This window comes from Hymenobacter sp. 5317J-9 (assembly GCF_022921075.1).
In the GTDB taxonomy this organism is placed as follows: Bacteria; Bacteroidota; Bacteroidia; order Cytophagales; family Hymenobacteraceae; genus Hymenobacter.
Map to the genome: position 1 here is coordinate 3505069 of NZ_CP095050.1, position 20452 is coordinate 3525520.

Annotated in this window: 17 protein-coding genes and 1 tRNA gene; 8 read left to right on the top strand and 10 right to left on the bottom strand. The window is 62.2% G+C overall.

The window, feature by feature from the left end:
• Window positions 1-7: 7 nt before the first annotated feature.
• On the bottom strand, window positions 8-1405 hold the full coding sequence (locus MUN81_RS14805; protein ID WP_245111597.1) for an MBL fold metallo-hydrolase: 1398 nt from the start codon (window positions 1403-1405) through the stop codon (window positions 8-10).
• Window positions 1406-1563: 158 nt separating this feature from the next.
• Between MUN81_RS14805 and MUN81_RS14810 the strand changes: the two genes are divergently transcribed.
• Window positions 1564-2382: a universal stress protein gene (locus MUN81_RS14810; protein ID WP_245111599.1), complete on the top strand. Its 819-nt coding sequence runs from the start codon at window positions 1564-1566 to the stop codon at window positions 2380-2382.
• A gap of 109 nt (window positions 2383-2491) precedes the next feature.
• Here the strand turns inward: MUN81_RS14810 and MUN81_RS14815 are convergent, their stop codons facing one another.
• The 4 genes from MUN81_RS14815 to MUN81_RS14830 all read right to left on the bottom strand — a co-directional run bounded on the left by MUN81_RS14815 (window position 2492) and on the right by MUN81_RS14830 (window position 5670).
• Window positions 2492-3511, bottom strand: coding sequence for an Atu2307/SP_0267 family LLM class monooxygenase (locus tag MUN81_RS14815; protein WP_245111601.1), 1020 nt, complete (start codon window positions 3509-3511; stop codon window positions 2492-2494).
• 236 nt (window positions 3512-3747) lie between these two features.
• A complete protein-coding gene (locus tag MUN81_RS14820) occupies window positions 3748-4689 on the bottom strand; it encodes a VOC family protein (RefSeq protein WP_245111602.1) in 942 nt (313 codons plus the stop codon).
• A 150-nt stretch (window positions 4690-4839) separates the two neighbouring features.
• Window positions 4840-5424: a Crp/Fnr family transcriptional regulator gene (locus MUN81_RS14825; RefSeq protein ID WP_245111604.1), complete on the bottom strand. Its 585-nt coding sequence runs from the start codon at window positions 5422-5424 to the stop codon at window positions 4840-4842.
• Between the two features lie 171 nt (window positions 5425-5595).
• Window positions 5596-5670: transfer RNA gene (locus MUN81_RS14830), tRNA-Arg, on the bottom strand.
• 165 nt (window positions 5671-5835) lie between these two features.
• Here MUN81_RS14830 and MUN81_RS14835 point away from each other — a divergent pair.
• The gene (locus tag MUN81_RS14835; protein WP_245111606.1) at window positions 5836-6303 is read left to right on the top strand and encodes an Ohr family peroxiredoxin; all 468 of its coding nucleotides are present in this window, start codon (window positions 5836-5838) and stop codon (window positions 6301-6303) included.
• 115 nt (window positions 6304-6418) lie between these two features.
• Here MUN81_RS14835 and sucC read toward each other — a convergent pair whose 3' ends face one another.
• Together sucC and MUN81_RS14845 are read right to left on the bottom strand one after the other, a co-directional pair.
• Window positions 6419-7615 (bottom strand): ADP-forming succinate--CoA ligase subunit beta, encoded by a 1197-nt coding sequence (gene sucC / locus MUN81_RS14840; protein ID WP_245111607.1) that lies wholly within the window; start codon window positions 7613-7615, stop codon window positions 6419-6421.
• Between the two features lie 173 nt (window positions 7616-7788).
• Window positions 7789-8940 carry a hypothetical protein gene (locus MUN81_RS14845; protein ID WP_245111609.1) on the bottom strand — a complete coding sequence of 384 codons (1152 nt, stop codon included), beginning with the start codon at window positions 8938-8940 and terminating at the stop codon, window positions 7789-7791.
• Between the two features lie 138 nt (window positions 8941-9078).
• Between MUN81_RS14845 and MUN81_RS14850 the strand changes: the two genes are divergently transcribed.
• On the top strand, window positions 9079-9738 hold the full coding sequence (locus MUN81_RS14850; RefSeq protein WP_190923742.1) for an ABC transporter ATP-binding protein: 660 nt from the start codon (window positions 9079-9081) through the stop codon (window positions 9736-9738).
• 143 nt (window positions 9739-9881) lie between these two features.
• On the opposite strand, the gene MUN81_RS14855 is transcribed toward MUN81_RS14850, so the two are convergent.
• Window positions 9882-10784: a hypothetical protein gene (locus MUN81_RS14855; protein WP_245111610.1), complete on the bottom strand. Its 903-nt coding sequence runs from the start codon at window positions 10782-10784 to the stop codon at window positions 9882-9884.
• 572 nt (window positions 10785-11356) lie between these two features.
• Between MUN81_RS14855 and MUN81_RS14860 the strand changes: the two genes are divergently transcribed.
• Window positions 11357-12142: a hypothetical protein gene (locus tag MUN81_RS14860; protein ID WP_198979438.1), complete on the top strand. Its 786-nt coding sequence runs from the start codon at window positions 11357-11359 to the stop codon at window positions 12140-12142.
• Between the two features lie 95 nt (window positions 12143-12237).
• On the opposite strand, the gene MUN81_RS14865 is transcribed toward MUN81_RS14860, so the two are convergent.
• Entirely contained in the window at window positions 12238-12399 is a 162-nt protein-coding gene (locus MUN81_RS14865; RefSeq protein ID WP_245111611.1) for a hypothetical protein, read from the bottom strand.
• A 345-nt stretch (window positions 12400-12744) separates the two neighbouring features.
• Between MUN81_RS14865 and MUN81_RS14870 the strand changes: the two genes are divergently transcribed.
• The 4 genes from MUN81_RS14870 (at window position 12745) to MUN81_RS14885 (ending at window position 19658) form a co-directional block, all read left to right on the top strand.
• Complete coding sequence (locus tag MUN81_RS14870) at window positions 12745-13284, top strand: sigma-70 family RNA polymerase sigma factor (protein WP_280638280.1); 540 nt, start codon at window positions 12745-12747, stop codon at window positions 13282-13284.
• 123 nt (window positions 13285-13407) lie between these two features.
• Window positions 13408-14448, top strand: a complete 1041-nt coding sequence (locus MUN81_RS14875; protein ID WP_245111615.1) for a FecR domain-containing protein — start codon at window positions 13408-13410, stop codon at window positions 14446-14448.
• Between the two features lie 179 nt (window positions 14449-14627).
• Window positions 14628-18020, top strand: coding sequence for a TonB-dependent receptor (locus MUN81_RS14880; RefSeq protein WP_245111617.1), 3393 nt, complete (start codon window positions 14628-14630; stop codon window positions 18018-18020).
• Between the two features lie 24 nt (window positions 18021-18044).
• The gene (locus MUN81_RS14885) at window positions 18045-19658 is read left to right on the top strand and encodes a RagB/SusD family nutrient uptake outer membrane protein (RefSeq protein WP_245111623.1); all 1614 of its coding nucleotides are present in this window, start codon (window positions 18045-18047) and stop codon (window positions 19656-19658) included.
• Between the two features lie 322 nt (window positions 19659-19980).
• On the opposite strand, the gene MUN81_RS14890 is transcribed toward MUN81_RS14885, so the two are convergent.
• Window positions 19981-20241, bottom strand: a complete 261-nt coding sequence (locus tag MUN81_RS14890; RefSeq protein WP_245111625.1) for a hypothetical protein — start codon at window positions 20239-20241, stop codon at window positions 19981-19983.
• Window positions 20242-20452 lie beyond the last annotated feature (211 nt).

Below are 20452 nucleotides of genomic sequence, written 5' to 3' on the forward strand. Positions count from 1 at the left end.
CTGGTAATCAAATGCCGGCGAACAGCTGCACGCTTTCGAGGTACTCGGGCACTTCCACCTGGGGCCAGTGGCGCTGGCGCAGGGTGGCGGCCAGGCTTTCGGCGGCCGGGGGCTCGCCGTGCACCACGAAGGTGCGCTGCGGCGGGGCCTGAAACTGGTCGAGCCAGCGCAGCAGCTCCTGCCGGTCGGCGTGGGCCGAGAAGCCGTCGAGGTGCTCCACGCGGCAGCGCACGGGCACCAGCTCGCCAAACATTTTTATCTCCCGCTCCCCGGCCAGCAGGCGCCTTCCCCGGGTGCCCTCGGCCTGGTAGCCGATGAGCAGCACCGTGTCGGTGGGCCGGGGCAGACGGTGGTGCAGGTGATGCACAATGCGCCCGCCCGTGCACATGCCGCTGGCCGAAATGATGATGGCCAGCGCCGTTTTCTGGTTCAGGGCCTTCGACTGGGCCGCTTCCGTCACCAGGTGCAGGCCTTTGAAATCGAACACGTTGCCGTGACCCAGCCGGTGCGCCGCCGGGTGGCGCGGAAACAGGTCGGCTACGCGCAGGGCCATGGGGCTGTCCACGTACACCGGCACCGGCGGAATGCGGCCGGCGGCCAGCAGCTTTTTGAGGTAGTAGAGCAGGGCCTGCGTGCGGCCCACGGCAAAGGCCGCAATGAGCAGCACGCCGCCCCGGTCCAGGGCCTCGTTCACCACGTGGGCCAGGGCGCTTTCGGGGTCGGCCAGGCGGGTACTGCGGTCGCCGTAGGTCGATTCGACCAGCAGCACGTCGGCCTGGGCCACGGGGGTGGGGTCGTGCAGCACGGGGTTGTCGTAGCGGCCCAGGTCGCCCGAAAACACCAGGTGGCGGCGCTGGTGCTCGCCCTGCACCGTCACTTCGGCCAGGGCCGAGCCCAGGATGTGGCCGGCGTCGCGGAACGTAACCGTGAGCAGGCCGCCAAGCAGGGCCAGCGGCGCGTCGTAGGCCACGCTTTCCACCAGCGTGAGCACGTGCTCCACGTCGGCCTGGGTGTAGAGCGGCAGGGCCGGGTGGTGGCGCGAATAGCCTTTCTGATTGGCGTAGGCGGCTTCTTCTTCCTGCAGCTTGGCCGAGTCGAGCAGCATGATGCTGAGCAGGTCGGCGGTGGCCTCGGTGCACAGAATGCGGCCCCGGAAGCCGTCTTTCACCAGCTTGGGCAGGTAGCCGCTGTGGTCGATGTGGGCGTGGGTCAGGATGACGGCCTCCACTTCGGCCGGCGCCAGGGGCAGCTTCTCGCGGTTGCGCAGGCGCAGCTCCTTGAAGCCCTGAAACAGGCCGCAGTCGACCATGACGCGGTGCCGGGCGGCGGCGCTTTCCAGCGTGAGCAGGTATTTGGAGCCCGTGACGCAGTGAGCCGCCCCCAGAAATTGCAGATGAACGTTCATGGACCTGAGGCTGAAGAAGATGATAATGCAAAGGTTCCCGCCGTTCCGGCCGACAAAACATGAGCAATGTCAGTCGCTTGGCTAATTTTGCGCAGGTCCGCCGCCCGGATTAGGCCGGAGCTTTGTCGCAGGAAATCCCCCATTTTTTGCCCCGCCTCATGGACGCCTCCCTGCTCATTCTCACCGATTTCTTTCAGGCCGCCAACAAGGCCCTGGACTACGCCACCAACCTGACCGGCCCGCTGGGCGCCCGCCTGGTGCTGCTGCACGTGCGCCGCGACTCCCTCCTCGACCCCGAAGCTTTCACGGGCGGCATCTCCAACCTGAGCCAGGATGCCATCCGGCTGGCCCTCAACAGCGTGGCCGACAGCCTGCCCGTGCCCGTGGTGGCCGAGGTGGGCCACGGCCGCGTGGCCTTCGCCGTGGCCGACGCCGTGAGCCGCCACCACCCCCTGCTGGTGGTGCTGGGCCGCCCCGATTACTCCGACACGCCCGACGAGCTGGTGCAAACCACCTCCCTCGACCTACTGCGCACCGCCCCCTACCCCATGCTGGTGGTGCCCCACGGCGTGAGCTCCACGGCCCCGCCCCGCCGCGTGCTGCTGGCCACCGACGGCGGCCCCTTCTCGCTGGGCGAGCACGCCGGCACCGCCCGCCACCTGCTGGCCGCCCTTGGGGCCGACATCACCGTGTTTCACGTGGTGCCCGAAACCGGGCCCGACGAGTTGCCGCCCCTGGTGCTCGACTCGGTGATGCGCACCGGGCTCATGCTGGACCTGCCCCCGGCCCAGTGCCGCACCGTGGTCAGCGAGCAGGCCGCCGCCGGCATCCTCAACGCCGCCCAGCCCGCCGACTACGACCTGGTGGTGCTCATTGCCCGGCGCCGCAGCTTCATGGGCAACCTGTTCCACCACAGCGTGACGGCCCAGGTAATGCTCGAAAGCAAGCTGCCCGTGCTGGTGCTGCCCGCGGAGTAGCCCACGCAGATAAAACCACAAAAGCCCTTCGGCCGTGCGCCGAAGGGCTTTTGTGGTTTTATCTGCGGAGGAAACGCCACTCGTTGCAAGCGGCCGAACGGCCGCCCACTTAGCGCAGCAGCGGGGCCACGCGGGTGCCCAGCAGCTCGGTAGCGCGCAAAATTTTCTCGTGCGGCAGCACGGCCACGTCCATCTGAAACGTGACCCGCGAAATGCCGCCCAGGGCCTCGGCGTGGCGCAGAATCTTGGCCGCCACTTCCTCGGGGTTGCCCACCAGCAGCGCCCCGAGCGGCCCGGCCTGGGCGTCGAAGTGATAGCGCGTGAGGGGACTGCCGCCCCGCTCGCGGGCCCGCTTGCTGAAGGTTTCGAGGTAGCCGGGCACGAAGTCGGCCACGGCTCCTTCGGTGGTGGGAGCCACGTAGCCCAGCGAGTGCAGGCCGACTTTCAACTGCTCGGGCGCGTGGCCGGCGCGGCGGCCCGCCTCCCGGTAGAGGTCGACGAGGGGCCGGAAGCGGTGGGTATCGCCCCCAATGATGGCCACCATCAGCGGCAGGCCCAGGGCCCCGGCCCGCACAAACGACTCGGGCGTGCCACCCACGCCCAGCCAGATGGGCAGCTGCGCCTGCGCCGGGCGCGGGTACACGCCCTGCCCCGTGAGTGCGGGCCGGTACTGGCCCTGCCAGCGGATTTTTTCGGTGTCGCGGATGGCCAGCAGCAGGTCCAGCTTTTCAGCAAACAGCTCGTCGTAGTCGTTGAGGCTGAAGCCGAACAACGGAAACGCTTCCGTTGATGACCCGCGGCCCACCACCATTTCGGCGCGGCCCTGCGAAATCAGGTCCAGCGTGGCGTATTCCTGAAACACCCGCACGGGGTCGGCGGCCGAGAGCACCGTGACGGCGCTCGTCAGCCGGATGCGCTGCGTGCGCGCCGCGGCGGCGGCCAGAATCACGGCCGGGGCCGAGTCGAGGTATTCGGCCCGGTGGTGCTCGCCGATGCCAAACACGTCGAGGCCCACCTGGTCGGCGCGCTCAATGCGTTCGAGCAGCAGGCGCATGGCCTCCAGCCCGCTCAAGGGCGTGCCGCCATTCTGGAGCAGGTGCGAGGCGAAACTATCAATGCCAACTTCCATGAGAACTGATAAACTTCAGGGATGAACGGCTAAAGCCGTGATAAAAACTTATCAAATGTACATACATAAAATGTACATACATTGTTCAACCGAATAAATAATTATTCTCGATAGATGTAGTAGGGAAATTGTGGCGCACAAAAGACTAAGCGGCATTAGAGTCGTTGCAAAAACAACTCTAATGCCGCTATCCACGCCGTGCCGCAGTAATTACTGCTTAGCCGGCCCGGCCTCGACTAAGCAGCCGGCTCGGCACGTAGCAGCAGTCGGATGCCCCACGGGTCGGTGACGAGGGGCCCGGCGGGGGTGGCCTCGGCCGGGTAGCCGGCGGCTTGCAGGCGGGCCGCGGCGGCATCGCGGGTGGCGGCATCGGGCAACCACAGTTCCCAGCGGAGCAGGCGGGCATCGGCTGCGGTGGCGGCGGGCGAGCTGGCTGCCCACACGTTGAGCCCCAGGTGGTGGTGGTAGCCGCCCGCCGCCACAAACAAGGCCCCCGACAGGTTCCAGGTCATGACGTCGAAGCCCAGCGCCTCGTGGTAAAAAGCGGCTGCCCGGGCCAAATCGCCCGTGTAGAAATGCAGGTGGCCCATGGTGGTGCCGGCCGGCAGGCCCTGCCAGGGCGTGTCGCCGGCCGCCTGCAGCACGCCCGCCGCATCGAGCGGGTCGAGGGCCGACTGCACCTCGCCCTGCGCCGACACCCACCACTCGGCGCGGGGCCGGTCGCGGTACACTTCGATGGTGAAGCCGTCGGGGTCGGTGAGGTAGGTGGCCTCGCTGTAGCGGTGGTCGGACGAGCCCACGTGCACGCCCAGCGCCTGGGCGTGCCGCAGGAACCGGCCGAGGTCGGCGCGGGTGGGCAGCAGCAGGGCAAAGTGGTAGATGCCCAGACGGCCGCGCCGCGGCACGGGGCGGGCGTCGGGCTGCTCGTAGAGGGCCACCAGCACGTCGGAGCGGCCGGCCACGCCCAGCTCAGCCGTGGCATACGGGCCGTCAGCAGCCGAGGTGCGGCGCAGCCGCTGAAAGCCGAGCACGCCTTCGTAAAAGGCCAACGAGCGGTCAAGGCTGGCCACGGTCAGATGCACGGTGCCCAGGCGGATGGCAGCCGGCAGCTCGGCGGGCGGGTGAATGCCGATGCGCTCGGCGGGCATAGCAGGATAAGGCAGCAGGTTCGTGGACATGGCAGGTAGGAAAGTGGGAAATACGCCGGGAGTCAGCTAATACTCCGCTAAGCACACGACAAAGGTTGCCCGCTGCCCCACCCCGGCGCCTTATCCTAGGATAAGAAATGTAGGCTTGCATAGCCACGCTTCCCGGCTCGCCTTCCCGAGCTACAGCTGCCGCCGCACCCGGCTCAGCGACTCGGGCGTGATGCCCAGGTAGGAGGCAATGACGTGCTGCGGCACCCGCTGCACAATGGAGGGATGTTGGTGCACAAAGTGCTGGTATTTCTCGGCCGCCGTCTGGCTCAACGAGGCGTTCACCCGCTCCTGAAGGGCCACGTAGCGGCTTTGCATAAGCAGGCGCATGTAGCGCTCAAACAGGGAGCATTCGGCGTAGATGGTTTCTAGGTCGGCCTGCGCCAGCAGCAGCACCTGCGAGTCTTCCAGCGCGTCGATGTTCAGGGTGCTGGGCTGCTGCGTCAGAAAGCTGTATAAGTCGGATACCCACCAGTCTTCCGGGGCAAACTGCAGCGTGTGCTCCTGCCCCTGGGCATTGAGCGAATAGCTGCGCAGACAGCCTTTCGTCACAAAAGCCAGGTCGGTACACACGGCGCCGGCCACCAGCAGGTGCTGCCGCTTGTCCAGAGCCAGGGGCCGCACGTGCCGCTCAAAAACAGCAAAGTCGGCGGTGGTAATAGGCACGCGGGCCTGCAGGTGGGCCCGCAGCAGTTCGAGGGCAGAAGGAAGCGCCATGCCGTGAAGGTAGCCACGCCGCTGCCCCGCCCCGTGCCCCGGCCTGGCGCTAAGGGACCCGACTTCCTTGGCCGGTCGGCTGCATTCGGGTGCCTTAGGGCCAGGCCGGGGCTCCTTGGCTGGATATGCAGCAATAAAAAAAGCCCGTTTCCAAGTTGGAAACGGGCTTTCTGGTGGCCACGTTAGGAATCGAACCTAAATCAAGAGCTTCGGAAACTCTCATACTATCCGTTGTACGACGTGGCCGGTACGTGATAGGACTGCAAAAGTAGCCTTAAAAGCGCATGGCTACCAAATAGCTTGGGCAAATTCCTCGGTCCGGCTGGCCGGGCGGCACAACCCCGGCGCCCCAAAACCAGTTAAGCCAGTACCATACCGATTGAAAATCCCATCACCTCCCGCTCTGTTTTTATGAAGAAGAACCTGTATACGGCCGATGCCTCGGCCGTGGGTGGCCGCAGCGGCCACGTTCGCTCCGCCACCGGCGTCATCGACCTGGAAATGTCGGTTCCCGAGGGCCTGGGCGGCAAAAATGGCGCCACCAACCCCGAAGAGCTGTTTGCCGCCGGCTACGCCTCGTGCTTTCAGCAGGCCCTGCTGGTCACGGCCCAGCGCAACGGCGACACCCTCGACAAGGAAAGCACCGTGACGTGCTCCGTCACGCTCTTTCAGGAAGGCGAAGGCTACGGCCTGAGCGCCATTCTGGACGTCGACCTGAAGAAATTTGACGAAGCCAAAACCATCGACATGGTGCGTTACGCCCACAAAATCTGCCCCTACTCGGTGGGTACCCGCGGCAACATGGAAGTGGAGCTGCGCGTGCAAGGCAAGCCCGTGCCAGTACAAGCCGAAGAAAACGCCGGCGTGGCCGGGAAATAGTTGTTCGTTGCTCGTTATCCGTTGTTAGCACAACGAACAGCCTCAATAAAAAGGCCCGCCTGACGACTCAGGCGGGCCTTTTGGCTGCTAACAACTAGCAACGAACAACTGACAACTAGGCGTTGGCCAGCACTTCTTTCACGCGGGCGGCGGCGTCTTTCAGCAGCACGGCCGACGACACTTTCAGGCCGCTCTCGTCGATGATGCGGGCGCCTTCTTCGGCGTTGGTGCCTTGCAGGCGCACGATGATGGGCACGCGGATGTCGCCGATGGCTTTGTAAGCCTCCACCACGCCGTTGGCCACCCGGTCGCAACGCACGATGCCGCCGAAGATGTTAATCAGGATGGCCTTCACGTTCGGGTCCTTCAGGATGATGCGGAAGCCGGCTTCCACCGTCTGGGCGTTGGCTCCACCGCCTACGTCGAGGAAGTTGGCGGGCTCGCCGCCGCTCAGCTTGATGATGTCCATGGTGGCCATGGCCAGGCCGGCGCCGTTCACCATGCAGCCCACGTTGCCGTCGAGCTTCACGTAGTTCAGGCTGTTGTTTGAAGCCTCCACTTCCAGCGGGTCTTCCTCGTTGAGGTCGCGCAGGGCCAGGAAATCCTTGTGGCGGTAGAGGGCGTTTTCGTCCAGCGTCACCTTGGCGTCCACGGCCAGGATTTTGTTGTCCGAGGTTTTCAGCACGGGGTTGATTTCGAACATGCTGGAATCGGTTTCGTCGTAGGCCTTGTAGAGGGCCGTCACGAACTTCACCATTTCCTTCTGCGCCTCGCCTTCCAGGCCCAGGTTGAACGCAATTTTGCGGGCCTGGAAGCCCTGCAGGCCCACGGCGGGGTCCACGTGCTCGCGGTGGATTTTCTCGGGATGGGCCTCGGCCACTTCCTCGATGTCCATGCCGCCCTCGGTGGTGTAGATGATGACGTTTTTACCCAGCGTGCGGTCGAGCAGCACGCTCATGTAGTATTCTTTGGTTTCGCTCGGGCCGGGGTAGTACACGTCCTGGGCCACCAGCACCTTGTGCACCTTGCGGCCTTCGGCACCGGTCTGCTTGGTCACGAGCTGCATGCCAATGATTTCGCTGGCAATGTCCTTCACCTTGTCGATGCCTTTGGCGAGCTTCACGCCGCCCCCTTTGCCGCGGCCACCGGCGTGGATTTGCGCCTTGATGACGTACCAGCTGGTGCCGGTGTCGGCGGTCAGCTTCTCGGCGGCGGCTACGGCCTCTTCGGGGGTGTCGGCGGTGATGCCTTCCTGCACGCGGACGCCGTACTTTTTCAGGATTTCTTTGCCCTGATATTCGTGAATGTTCATAAAAACGGGTAAGGGGTGGGTTGTGCCTTGCAGCCCTGCGGTTGCAGACGCGAAAGTACGGCGCCCGGATTTGATTGTCGCAACCAAATAACTAGCATTGTAGCGCGGACTCTGCGAGTCCGCGCATTCTCACGTCGGTAAATGGGCGGACTCGCAGAGTCCACGCTACACTATCACTGCCCATACCAGCGGGCCAGCACGGTTTCGGCGGGCTTGTGCTGGGGCGTGAAATCGGCGTGGCGGCGGGCCGGGCCGTCGGGCGCCAGGCCCGGGTACCACTTCCAGATAAACATGCCTTTCAGCCACGGCTGGCCCCAGGTGGCCCGGAACAGCGCCTCGTAGCAGCGGGCCTGGGTGGCCTCGTCGGGCGCCTCGGGCAGGGCCGTGTGCTCGGGCCACTCCCAGGGCTTAGCGGCAGCGTCGGGCGTGGTTTTGTAGCCCACTTCGGTGAACACAATGGGCTTCTTTACCTTTTTCTGCCAGGCGGCCAGCTCGCGCAGGTGGGGCTGCCAGCCGCGCACCAGCGTGTCGAGCGACGGACTGAAGGCGGTGCTCAGCGGGAAATAGGCCTGAATGCCCACGTAATCGAGCGCGTCCCAGAACCGGATTTGCTGGTACTCCACGGCCCAGTTGGCGGCGTAGGTGAGCGGGCCGTGGTACACTTTCCGAATGCGCTTGATAAGCCCGCGCCAGGCTTTTTCGTGGGCCGGCTCGGTGGCGTGCAGCAGCTCGGTACCAATGCACAGGCCGTCGAAATGCGCGCTTTCGGCCAGGGCGGCGTAGTGCAGGATGAAGGCCGAGTAATTGGCAAACCAGGCATCCCAATCGGCTTTATTGGTCATATTAATGTCGCCGGGCCAGGCGTTGCGGCCCCGCACCCACAGGTGCGGCTTGAGCAGCGTGCGGATGCCGTGCTGCCGCGCCAGCCGGGCCGTGTACGTCAGGCCGGCGTCGCTTTCGCCCCAGAGGCCGCGGCGGCCGGTGGGCCGCGCCGTGTTGGTGCGGATGCCGGGCTCAGTAGCGCCGGCCTGCCAGCCGAAGGGCATCTGGGCTATCCAGGTCACGTGGTCGCGCAGCAGCGGGGCCAGCTCTGCCTCTGTCACCGAGTCGCTGCCCACCCAGCTCACGCCGCGCAGGCGGCTGCTGTCATAGGGCGAGCCGGGGGCGGCGGGCAGCCGCAGCGCGCGGTCTAGGTCGGCGCCAAGCGCCTGGGCTGCCCCGGCATCTCTACGCTGGAACGCGGTGCGCTGCAGCCGCCAGCCGGCCACGCCCATTGCCAGCGCGGCAACCCACAGCCAGCGGCGAACCGAAAAAAAAGCGGACATCGGCAACGAAATCTGAGTCATCAACTGAAAGATAGCTGCGCCAAAGCGGCGGCGGCCCAGCAGGCCTGGCACGGCTGCCACCGGATTGTGCGTAGCTTTGTTGCTACTGCATTCCGTTCACGTCTATCGCTGGCTCCGTTGCTGCAAGCTATCAACATTCACAAGAGCTACAACGCTCTGAACGTCCTCAAGGGCATCGATTTGACGATTGAGAAGTCGGAAATCGTGAGCATCGTCGGTTCTTCGGGCGCGGGCAAGAGCACGCTGCTGCACATTCTGGGCACGCTTGACAATCCCGATTCGGGCGAGGTGCTGTTCGATGGCGAGTCGGTTAGCTCGCTGGGGCGCAACGATTTGGCCCGGTTCCGCAACCGGCATATCGGCTTCATTTTTCAGTTTCACAACCTGCTGCCCGAGTTTACGGCCCTCGAAAACGTGTGCCTGCCCGCCTACCTGGCCGGCCGCTCCGAAAAAGAAGTGCGCGTGCGGGCCCGCGAGCTCCTCGGCATGCTCAACCTGGAAGGCCGCGCCGAGCACAAGCCCAGCGAAATGAGCGGCGGCGAGCAGCAGCGCGTGTCAGTAGCCCGCGCCCTCATCAACTCGCCCGAAATCATTTTCGCCGACGAGCCCAGCGGCAACCTCGACACCAAAAACGCCCAGGAGCTGCACCAGATTTTCTTCCTGCTGCGCAAGGAGCTGGGCCAGACCTTCGTCATCGTGACGCACAACGAACAGCTGGCCGACATGGCCGACCGCAAGATTGTGATGCGCGACGGCCACATCCTGGAAGGCGGCTAAGACACTGTTCTCGCAAAAAGGAACGTCATGCTGAGCGTAGTCGAAGCATCTCTACCGCGCAACGTAACTACTTACTATTGCACGCGAGATGCTTCGACTACGCTCAGCATGACGTTCCTTTTTGTATTAAGCCCCGCTCCTGCTCACGGCGCGGCGGCAAACCACTTGTCGCCGGAGTCGTCGAGGTTGTGGCCTTCTACTTTGCCGCGGGTGGCGCCGTCGCCGGCGTAGTAGTAGAGCGGGCGGCCCTTGTACGTGAGCTGCTCGCGGGTGCTGGTGGTGGTGCCGTAGGGCCCGGTGGTGGTGCTGGGCTCGCGGGTGATGGTGCCGAAGTCACTGGCGCGCAGCGTGGAAGGCACGAGAGGCGCACTCTTGTACACGGCGGGCCAGATGGCGGCGCAGTTGCCAGTGCAGTTGGTGGCCTGCGTGGCGGGCGTGGCGCCGTTGTCTTTGGCAAAGAAGTAGAGCGTGCGGCCCAGGCCGTCGACGAGGTAGGTGCGGCTGGCCACTACGTGGGTGGTTTTGTCTTCCACGTTTTTGCTGGCCAGGGTCACGCCGTAGTTGGGGCTCACCACGTGCCAGATGCCGCCGATGCCGTTGCCGCCGGTGGTGCCGGGCGCCTCGCGGGTGTTGACGCCGCCCACGGCCGGGGCGTAGTAGTAGAGCGGCCAGCCTTTGTAGGTGGTCTGCGGGCGGCCGTCGGTGGTGGTTTTGGTGCTAAAATCGGCCGCGTTCAGCGCTCTGGGCACTTTGATGTCGGCCTGGTAATACACGGGCCACAGCGGCATGCAGGTGGCGCTGGTGCAGGCATTGGTGCCGTCCACGTCGCGGGCGAAGAAATAGAGCGTGTTGCCGTCGGCATCGGTGAGGTAGGTGCCCAGGGTGGCCGAGTTGGCCAGCTTCACGTTGGCCACGGCGTCTTGGTCGATTTCGGGCGTGGAGTCTTTTTTGCAGCCGGCCACGCCGGCGCCCAGCGAAGCCAACAGCGCAAGCCAGAAGGCCACGAGCCGGAAACGCCCCAGAAATGAGTGTGCTGAATGTGCCATGAATAGTGGTTGGTTTGGTGGTGAGTGAAAAATGCGACCCGGCAGTTTCGGGCGCAGCGGTTCCTGACCCGGCCGGCAGGCGGCGGGCAAAAGCAGACACAGCCAGCAGGCGGGCCGGCCAAGCAAAAAGGACATCGAGCAGCCAGCAGGTGAGCGGGCAGCCACCGTCGGCGCCGACGGGAAGCCGCCCGTTCACGGGCTAGCCAGCGCCCCGTTGCGCGGACCTGGGTGAGTCAGTCGCGCCGGGGCCAGGGGCTTTACCTCCTACTCGGAGGCAAGCAACAAATGGTTGGCTCAGCGCTAAAAAATGGTGCCTTCGGGCCCGGCGGAATTAGGCTGGCCGCCGCTCAGAGAATCTGCATTGAGCCGGAATTTTAGCAAAGCCGCTGATGTTTGGGAGCCGAGAAGCACATCCCAATCTAATTAGCCATAGATATTTTTCCTAATGTTGATAATCTGCTGATTTACACCAATAAAATTTACCAATATTTTTGGCTTTTTTGGCACGTTTCATTCTATCTTTGGGTTATACTCACGAACATCAGTTGGACACATTAACACACCGCACCGCCATGAACGAGGCCACCAAAACCACCAAGGACATTACCAAAAAAGTAAAAGTCGAGAGCTTTGACATCAGCCGCTCCGACGAAACGCTGGACTTGGCGAAGGACCTCGCCAAGTTCATCAAGGACAACAAGCTCACCACGAACGTGCAGGGCAAGGAGTTCGTGAATGTGGAAGGCTGGCAGTATGCCGGCTCGCGCCTGGGCATCGTGCCCATCGTGGAGCACGTCATCAACGTGAGCTCGCCCGAGGAAATGAAGTACCAGGCCAAGGTCACGCTGTTTGACCTGCGCCACAACGCCACCGTGGGCGCTGGCTTCGCCGTGTGCTCGAACAAGGAGAGCGGCAAGAAATTCTACCAGGAGTTTGCCATCATGAGCATGGCCCAGACCCGCGCCATCGGCAAAGCTTACCGCAACTGCCTGGCCTGGATAATCCGCGCTGCCGGCTACGAGCCCACGCCTGCTGAGGAAATGGATTACAACACCAACACGCAAGCCGCCGCTCCGGCCCCGGCTGCTGCCGTGGCCCAGGCCGTGCCTGCCATGCAGGTAGTGCCCGCCGAGGCACCCGCCGTAGCGGCCGAGCAAGCTGCGCCGGTGCAGTACGCCACGGCTTCGCAGAAAGAGGAAATCATCCGCCTGCTGAACCACCCGGTCATCACCCGCCCGGAGAAAACCAAGATGCTGCTCAACATCAATCGCCTCGACGAAGAGCGCGCCGTGCAGGCCATCGCCAAGCTGCGCAAAGCCATCGACGACCGCGAGAACGGCGAGAAGGCTGCCGCTTAATCAACATCGCTTCTATCTCTACCAGCCCGGTGCCGCAAGGTGCCGGGCTTTTTTGTGGCAAGGTTGGATTATGTGGTCGCAGTCACCCCATCCGTTCATCCCACCCACGCCAGCAGCCCCACCACCAGCAGGGCAACGGCCAGCACGCAGAGAATGATAGTGCGTAGCAACCGGTTGCCAGCCTGCTCTCGCGAGTTGATGCCGTTCCACGCCCGGTCCAGTTGGTGGTCGACTTGCCGCTTGACGAAGTACACCACGTTGGCTCTTTTCGCCTTTTCTTCCGTGCTGTTGAGGTCGTACAGGGATGTCTACCGGGGGCTGAATAAGTAAAGCCAAGGACCAAATTTAGCTGCCTTCATTCTCCTTCCATCAAAGGGCGCGCGTCTACCTTCGCCCTTTCTGATTAGTAGCAGACGCTTCAATTCGTCATCGCAATAGCGCGCGTGAAATCCAAGTGAAAGGACTAGCGGAAAAGTGGAACTAATCTGACCTTCAACTGTATATTAGCTGTCACTCTTAGCGTCTGTTAAAATTTAATTTGTGTGAAGTCTGCTGCTCTACCCAATTATGCCTCTTGGCTGGATGCTGCCCTGCTGGAGGCCATGCAGGAGAGCGACGAAAGAGCTTTCGCAGAGATATATAAGCGGTACAGCTATCAGCTTTTTACCGTGGCATACGGGAAGTTGAAAAGCAAAGAAGCGGCCGAGGAGCTGGCCCAGGACTTGTTTGAAAACCTGTGGGACAAACGCCGCAGCGCCCAAATCCAGCAGTTGAAGCCCTATTTGTTTTCGGCCATCCGCTACCGCATCATCAACTACATCAAGTCCGAGAAAGTCCGGACGAGCTACGAGCTGTTCTGCCGCCTCACCCGCACCGATGCCGACACGGGCACGGAGGCCACGGTGGCACTCAACGACCTGAACGAGGCGCTGGCTGCGGGCATGCAGCAACTCTCCGAAAAGACCCAGGAAGTCTTCCGCTTGAGCCGGTTGGAGCAGTGCACCATCCCCGAGATTTCGGTGCGCGTGAACTTGTCGGAGAAAACGGTGGAGTATCACCTCCGGAAGTCGCTCAAGCTCCTGCGGTCCTACCTGCGCAATTTCCTGCTAACGGTGTGGCCCTTGTTGTTTTTCATAAGGTAAGTGACTGATAACAGCACATTTGTTGTCAGAGAGATGGTGTCAAAAAAAATAATTCGGTTTGATTGAGGGTAAATGGCGGCTTGGGTGACTTCCTAATTAGCAGCCAGCCCAACTCTCCCAGCCGTGACGGAATCCGAATTTCACAAGCTACTTGAACGCTACCTCAACGGCTTATGCACGCCCGAAGAGCAAGCCGTGGTCGAACGCTGGTACGACCGGCTGGAACAAGCAGAAGGCCCGGCCCTGCGCACTCAAAACCAGGAAGACATTGAGCAAGCCATCTGGGCACGGCTCATGAGCAAGCGTGCTACCAAACCGGAGCCTCGGGTGGTAGCCATGTGGTCGTCGGCGCCGCTGCGGTGGGCAGCGGTGCTGGCGCTACTTGCGCTCGGTATTGGCTGGTTGGTGTTCTCCACCAGCCGTTTTGCCAAGCCTTCTCAGCAAACTACGGTTGCGACTACGAATGGCGGGTGGACGCGCCGCAGCAACCAGACCCAACAAGTGCAGGCCTTCCGCTTGCCCGACAGCAGCCGCATAAGCCTGCACCCGGGCAGTAGCGTGCGCTACGCCACGGCCTTTGCCGGCCCCCGGCGGGAAGTGCATCTGGTGGGCGAGGCCTTCTTTCAGGTAACCAAGAACCCCCGTCGTCCCTTCCTGGTGTTCACCAAAGACGTTGTCACCACCGTGCTCGGCACCAGCTTCCGGGTGAAGGCCTACGCCGACGGGAAAGAAGCGTCGGTGGCGGTGCGCGAAGGCAAAGTGTCGGTGCAGGCCCGCGAGGGAGCGCAGCTCGACGCCTCGCCGGCCCACCCGGCGGCCGCGGGAGTGGTGCTGCTGCCCAACCAGCAAGTGGTGTACTCGGCCAGCCAGCGGCGCTTGAAGAAGGAATTGGTGGACCGGCCGGTGGTGCTGGCGCCACAGTCCTTCGAGTTTGAAGAGCGGCCCGTGGTTGAAGTACTGGCCGCGTTGGAAAAAGCCTACGGCGTAGACATTGTGTACGACAAGGCCAAGCTGGCCAACTGCACGGTGAGCATCACCTTCTACGACGAGCCCCTGTTCGAGAAGTTGGGCTTGCTCTGCAAGTCGTTGGGGGCCTACTACACCCTTGCCGATACCAGCATCCTCATTCACAGCCCTGGCTGCCAGGGCCAGCTAGGCAAATAGGACAGGCATTTTGATTCTGCCCGAGCCTCGTGCGGCGGCGGTGGCCTCCCCTGGCAACCCTTTCACAATCGATTGCGGAAACGTCACCCGCTTCTTTTTCCAGTTTCAAATTCCCACAAACTACCCCACATCAATCCATGAAAAAAACAGTACAGTTTCCGCCGCCTTCCTGGTCTGCCGTGAAGGTTCTCTTGCTGCAGGCAGCTCTGGTGAGCTTGCCGGCCGCGGCGAGCGCACATGTAGGTGTGAAGAACGCCACCGCGCCGCGCCGGGCCGTGACGCAAGGTGTGCTTGAGCAAAAAATCACTTTACGGGTAGAAGCCCAAACGATTAAGGAAACGCTCAGCCAGATTGCGAAGCAAGCCAATATCCGCTTCGTTTACAGCCAGCAGCTGGTGGGGGCCGAGCGCCGGGTAAGCATCAATGCGCAGGATGCGCCGTTGCTGGCGGTGCTGGATGAATTGCTGGCTCCGCTCAAGGTCCAGTACGAAGTTGATAATAAGCGTGTGGTGCTGCGCGCGCCCTCTGAGCCCATTTCCGCAATCGATTCCGGTAGGCAGGACGTCACTGTGTCCGGGCGGGTGACGGACGCCAAAGGGGAAGGCATGCCGGGCGTGACGGTGGTGGTAAAAGGCACTTCCACCGGCGCCAGCACCGGCCCCGACGGCAGCTTCACGGTGCAGGCCCCTGAAAACAGCGTGCTGGTGTTCAGTTTTGTGGGCTTTGCCCGGCAGGAAGTAACCGTGACCGGGGCCACCAGCAACTTGACCGTAACACTGGCGGAAGACAAGCAGGCCCTGAACGAGGTAGTGGTCATCGGCTACGGCACGGCGCGCAAAAGCGACCTGACCGGAGCCGTGGCTTCGGTAACGAGCGCGCAGCTGACGCAGGTAGCTACCTCCGACGCCGTGCAGGCGTTGCAAGGCCGCGCGGCCGGCGTGGAAGTTACTTCCAACAGCGGCCAGCCCGGCTCGGGCACCCGCATTCGGGTGCGGGGCGTGGGCACCATCAACAACAGCGACCCCCTGTACGTGGTAGACGGCATCCAGACCAGCGACATCGGGTTCCTGCTGCCCGCCGACATCGAGTCGACCGAGATTCTGAAGGATGCTTCGGCCACGGCCATCTACGGCTCGCGCGGGGCCAACGGCGTGGTGCTCATCACCACCAAGCACGGCAAGGCGGGCGCCACGCAGTTCAACCTGTCGGGCTACACGGGCTTCCAGCAGATTCGGCGCACGCTGCCCCTTGCCAACGCCGCCCAGTACGCGACGCTCGTGAAGGAGGCATACACCAACGCCGGACAACCACTGCCCGCCGACTATAGCTCGCAGCTGCAAAACGCCATTGACACCAATGCGCAAGGCATTGATTACCAAGAATTGGTCACTCAGAAGGGGTTGATTACCAACTACAGTTTGTCGGCTTCGGGCGGCACCGAGCAAAACCGCTACCTGGTGAGCGGCAGCTATTTTCAGCAAGATGGCATCGTCAAAAATTCGGGCTTCAGGAAGTACGTCGTTCGGGTGAACGACGACGTGGTGCTCACCAAGCGCATCAAGGCGGGCGTAGCGGCTACGTTCACCAACAACAACCAAACGGGCAGCGGCGACGGCCAGGGGGGCTCGCAACCCTACCTGGTGCTGCAATACGCCTTGCAAAAGAACCCGCTTCTCGACCCCTACGGCCCCAACGGAACCTACAACGACGACATCATCACGCGCAATGCGCCGAACGTGCCGCGCTACCTCGATGAACAGAAGTACAATAAGATTATCAACAACAACCTGTTCAGCAGCAGTTACCTGGACATTTCGCTGGCCAAAGGACTGTCGTTCCGCTCCACGTTTGGCGTCAACTACTTCAACAACCACCCCAAAGTTTTCCTGCCGCAGTACTACATCGGTCCCACGGACCAGCGGGCCCAGAGCGCGCTCATCGAGACGCGCACCGAGAACGTCTCGTGGGTGTGGTCGAACTACGCCAACTACACCAAGACCTTCGACAACAACACTTCCTTCTCGGCTACGCTGGGCCAGGAGGCGCAGCGCGGCTACGGCAACGGGATTTCCAGCACGGCCTTCGACGTGCCAGCCGATGCCTCATTACAGTACTTATCGGCTTCGCGCAGCACCAACAACGTGGTGCGGAGCACCCAGTACGACGGCAGCTTATCTTCTTACTTTGGGCGGGCCAATTTCAATTTCCGCGACCGCTACCTCGTGACGGGTACGTTGCGATTGGACCAAACCTCGAAGTTTTTGGGGCCCGTGCGCAAAGGGTACTTCCCATCGGTGGGCGCGGCCTGGAACATTTCCAACGAGAACTTTCTCAAGGGCGTTAGCTACCTCTCGGTGCTGAAACTGCGGGCCAGCTACGGCCAGGTGGGCAACCAGAATGCCGCGCCTAACTACGGCTATGCCTCCGTGGCCAATGGCAATCAGACCTACGTGTTCAACAACACGCCCGCTCCTGGCCTGGCCATCACCCAGATTAACAACCCGGGCCTGAAGTGGGAAACGGCCATCACCACGGACGTGGGCCTCGATGCCGAATTCTTTAACAGCCAACTGACGTTTACGGCCGATTATTTCGAGCGGCGCACCCAGGACATGATTGCCTTGCTGCCGGTGCCCGACTACGTGGGTCAAGCGCCTGCCAGCGCCAACGTTGGCTCCCTGCGCAACCGCGGCCTGGAGCTGGCGCTGAACTACCGCAACGCGGTGGGCAAGTTGCAGTACAACGTGGGCGTCAACTTCACGAAAATCAACAACGAGGTAACTAGCCTGGGCGGCGGCAACGCCATTGCCGCCGGCAACGTGCTCACGCAAATCAACAACACCACCCTCACCGACGTGGGCCGCGAGGTCGCTTACTTCAACGGCTTGCAGGCCCAGGGCGTGTTCCACAATCAAGCCGAAATTGACGCTTATAAAAGCGCTTCCGGGGCGCTGATACAGCCCAATGCCCGCCCTGGCGACGTGAAGTACGCGGACACCAACGGCGACGGTGTAATCACGACCGCTGACTACACGTACCTGGGCAGTGCCACGCCCAGCTTTAGTTACGGCGCCTCGCTGAACCTGAGCTATGTAGGCTTCGATTTCAAGGTGTTGCTCTACGGGGTGCAGGGTGCTGAGGCCGTGAACGGCGCGGGCTTTAACCTGAACAAGTCCTCCAACTTAGTGGGCGTGTGGAGCAACTTCTACGCGAGCCGCCTGGACCGCTGGACGCCCAGCAACCCCAACAGTGACCAGCCCCGCGTGACGGCCACTGACAACAACGGCAACGACCGTTTCAGCAGCCGCTACGTGGAGGATGCCAGCTACCTGCGCGCTCGCAACATGGAGCTGGGCTACTCGCTGCCCAAGGACTTCCTAGGCCGTTATCAGGTGGGTGGCGCACGGGTGTTCGTGTCAGTTGATAACGTGTTCACCATCACCAAGTACACGGGCTACGACCCGGAAATTTCGACGGTTGCTTCCTACAACAACCCCCTGGCCTACGGCGTGGACTACGGCAACTATCCGCAGGCGCGCACCTATCGCGTGGGCTTCAACGTGCAGTTTTAATCCACCATGTCCTACCTCGCCTATATGAAACCCACCCGCGTCACCGTATTGCTCGGCCTGCTGCTAACGACCGCCCTGGCTCCGGGCTGCAAAGATTTCCTGGAAAAAGAGCCCTTAGGCACCACTACCCAGGATAACCTTTTCCGAGACCCTATCAACTCCATTCAGGCCATCAACGCCGTGTATGACGTGGCCGCTTGGGACCAAGGCCCCAAGTGGGGCGACCCCAATGGCCAGTACGTAGCCCAGACCTACGAATGGATGTTCGGGGATTTGATGACCGATGATGCTGAAAAAGGCGGCGGCGGGCCCAGCGACTTTCAGTCCCTGATTGAGCTCAAAAACTGGACCATCCCACCCTCCAGCCCGCCCGTTACCACGCTGTGGGTTCACAGCTTCACGGGCATTGCCCGGGCCAATACGGTCATTAACAACATCGACGCCGGCACCATCGATGCGGGCCTGAAAACGCGCCTCAAGGGCGAGGCGCTGTTCTTGCGGGCTTATTTCTACTTCAACCTGGTGAAGAGTTTCGGCGGGGTGCCCTTGTTTGAAAAGAGCGTAACCCCCACCGAGGCGCCCAACGTGTCCCGCGCCACCATTGCCCAGACCTATGCCTTCATCGAAAAAGACCTGAGGGCCGCGGCCACCATGCTGCCCGAAAAGAGTGCTTACTCCGCCGCTGACGCGGGCCGCGCCACCAAGGGAGCTGCCAACGGCTACCTGGCCCGCGCCATCATGTACCAGCTGGGCACCGTGAACGGCAACAACCACAGCTGGCAGGAGGTCTACGACCTCACGAGCACCATCATCACCTCCAACCAGTACAGCCTGCTGGCCAACTATGCCGCTATCCATCAGGACATCGGCGAAAACAGCAGCGAGTCGTTGTTTGAAATTCAGTTCGGCACGGACAACAACACCTACGGCCCCATCTCGATAGGCACAACCAACAATATTTTCCAGAACAACCGCGGGACGTTCGGCTACGGGTTCAATAACCCCACCCAGAACTTAGTGGATGAGTTTGAGGCCAACGACCCCCGCCGCGAAGTCACGATTATCCGCAACAACGACATCGTGCTGGGCATCCTCAACCCCGTTAACCTCTCGGAGAATGCCACGGGTTACTTCAGCCGCAAGGTCGCCATCATCCGTCCGCCCGCCCCGGAGGCTGGCCCCCAGAACATCCGCAAGCTGCGCTACGCCGACATCTTGCTGATGAAAGCCGAAGCCGCTGCCCAAACCAGCAAGCCGGCCGAAGCCATAGCGTTAGTCAACCAAGTGCGCGCCCGCGCTCGCGTGTCGACCCGCCCGCCGGGCACTACGCTGGGCACGCTGACATACGCACCGGCCAACACGCCTGCCGGCACCTTGCCGGACCTGGCGGCCGGGCTGTCGGGCACGGCCTTGTTGAACGCCATCTGGCACGAGCGCCGGGTAGAATTTGCCGAGGAGTCGCTTCGGCTGTGGGACCTCATCCGCACGGGCCGTTACCTGGCCACCCTGCCCGCTGACGTGCGAGCCCGGGCCGCGTCGCACGTGGCCACCGAGTCGTCGGTCAATCCGTTCCCACTGCTCCCCATTTCCCTAAACGACGCGCAAACCTGGAAGCTGCCGCAAAACCCCGGCTATTAATTCGCAGCAGCTTCGCAAAAGCCGGCTCACTACCTTAAGCAGTAGTGAGCCGGCTTTTTTGTATGCCATTCGGAATGAACTGCGCATACGTTGGGTGCCAGTGTACACGCCCAGTGACCTATGTAACCGTCGACTAATACATTCCTTAAAGTCCAAATTAATAAGCATATATGCCATCATTTTGCCGTTGTCTGACAAGCGACAAATTGGGGCGCCTGAGAATATCACTGACTATACAGGCCGCACTTTTATTATCCGTTCTACAGATTTGACCGTTTGGGTGAACCGCTTCTTATAGGTTTTGATGTTCAGCTCCGTTTCGTTAGGAATGCGAGGGCGGCTGAAAGGGCGCGGCGAGGGCGGCCACGCCAATCGACAGGAACAGCCACGCGCCCAACCAAGGCGTGGCGCGCCATTTCCCCAGGCAGAGCATCAGCACGGCACCCAGGGGGTTGAACGCCCAGCTCACCATCAAATACAACCCCACGGGTTGGTACTCCTGGAGCACCAAGTTCGCCACCAAGAGAGACACCAACACCAGATTGAGGTACAAGGCCGGCAGATAGGCTTTGGCAGAGAGCATACGGGGCAGACGACGGGATAAACGAAGCGAAAAATAACGCATCTTTCCGCAAACGCCTACTTACTCCCGGCACCAAGCGCCAGTGCAGAGGTGGCCGAGTTTAAGAAACTCGTCTACGAATCAACGTTTACGAAACGCGAAGTGGCGATGAGTTTCGTGAACTCCTTCCGACTGCACCCCTCCGGCCTTTTTGTTGCTTGCATGGCGCGTA

Bases quoted from the DNA above. Each gene is read 5' to 3' on its own strand.
- MUN81_RS14885 (WP_245111623.1), top strand. From the start codon at position 18,045: ATGAAACCCACCCGCGTCACCGTATTGCTCGGCCTGCTGCTAACGACC.
- MUN81_RS14835 (WP_245111606.1), top strand. From the start codon at position 5,836: ATGAAGAAGAACCTGTATACGGCCGATGCCTCGGCCGTGGGTGGCCGC.
- MUN81_RS14805 (WP_245111597.1), bottom strand. From the start codon at position 1,405: ATGAACGTTCATCTGCAATTTCTGGGGGCGGCTCACTGCGTCACGGGC.
- sucC (WP_245111607.1), bottom strand. From the start codon at position 7,615: ATGAACATTCACGAATATCAGGGCAAAGAAATCCTGAAAAAGTACGGC.
- MUN81_RS14845 (WP_245111609.1), bottom strand. From the start codon at position 8,940: ATGTCCGCTTTTTTTTCGGTTCGCCGCTGGCTGTGGGTTGCCGCGCTG.
- MUN81_RS14815 (WP_245111601.1), bottom strand. From the start codon at position 3,511: ATGGAAGTTGGCATTGATAGTTTCGCCTCGCACCTGCTCCAGAATGGC.
- MUN81_RS14810 (WP_245111599.1), top strand. From the start codon at position 1,564: ATGGACGCCTCCCTGCTCATTCTCACCGATTTCTTTCAGGCCGCCAAC.
- MUN81_RS14870 (WP_280638280.1), top strand. From the start codon at position 12,745: ATGCAGGAGAGCGACGAAAGAGCTTTCGCAGAGATATATAAGCGGTAC.
- MUN81_RS14820 (WP_245111602.1), bottom strand. From the start codon at position 4,689: ATGTCCACGAACCTGCTGCCTTATCCTGCTATGCCCGCCGAGCGCATC.
- MUN81_RS14890 (WP_245111625.1), bottom strand. From the start codon at position 20,241: ATGCTCTCTGCCAAAGCCTATCTGCCGGCCTTGTACCTCAATCTGGTG.
- MUN81_RS14825 (WP_245111604.1), bottom strand. From the start codon at position 5,424: ATGGCGCTTCCTTCTGCCCTCGAACTGCTGCGGGCCCACCTGCAGGCC.
- MUN81_RS14855 (WP_245111610.1), bottom strand. From the start codon at position 10,784: ATGGCACATTCAGCACACTCATTTCTGGGGCGTTTCCGGCTCGTGGCC.
- MUN81_RS14860 (WP_198979438.1), top strand. From the start codon at position 11,357: ATGAACGAGGCCACCAAAACCACCAAGGACATTACCAAAAAAGTAAAA.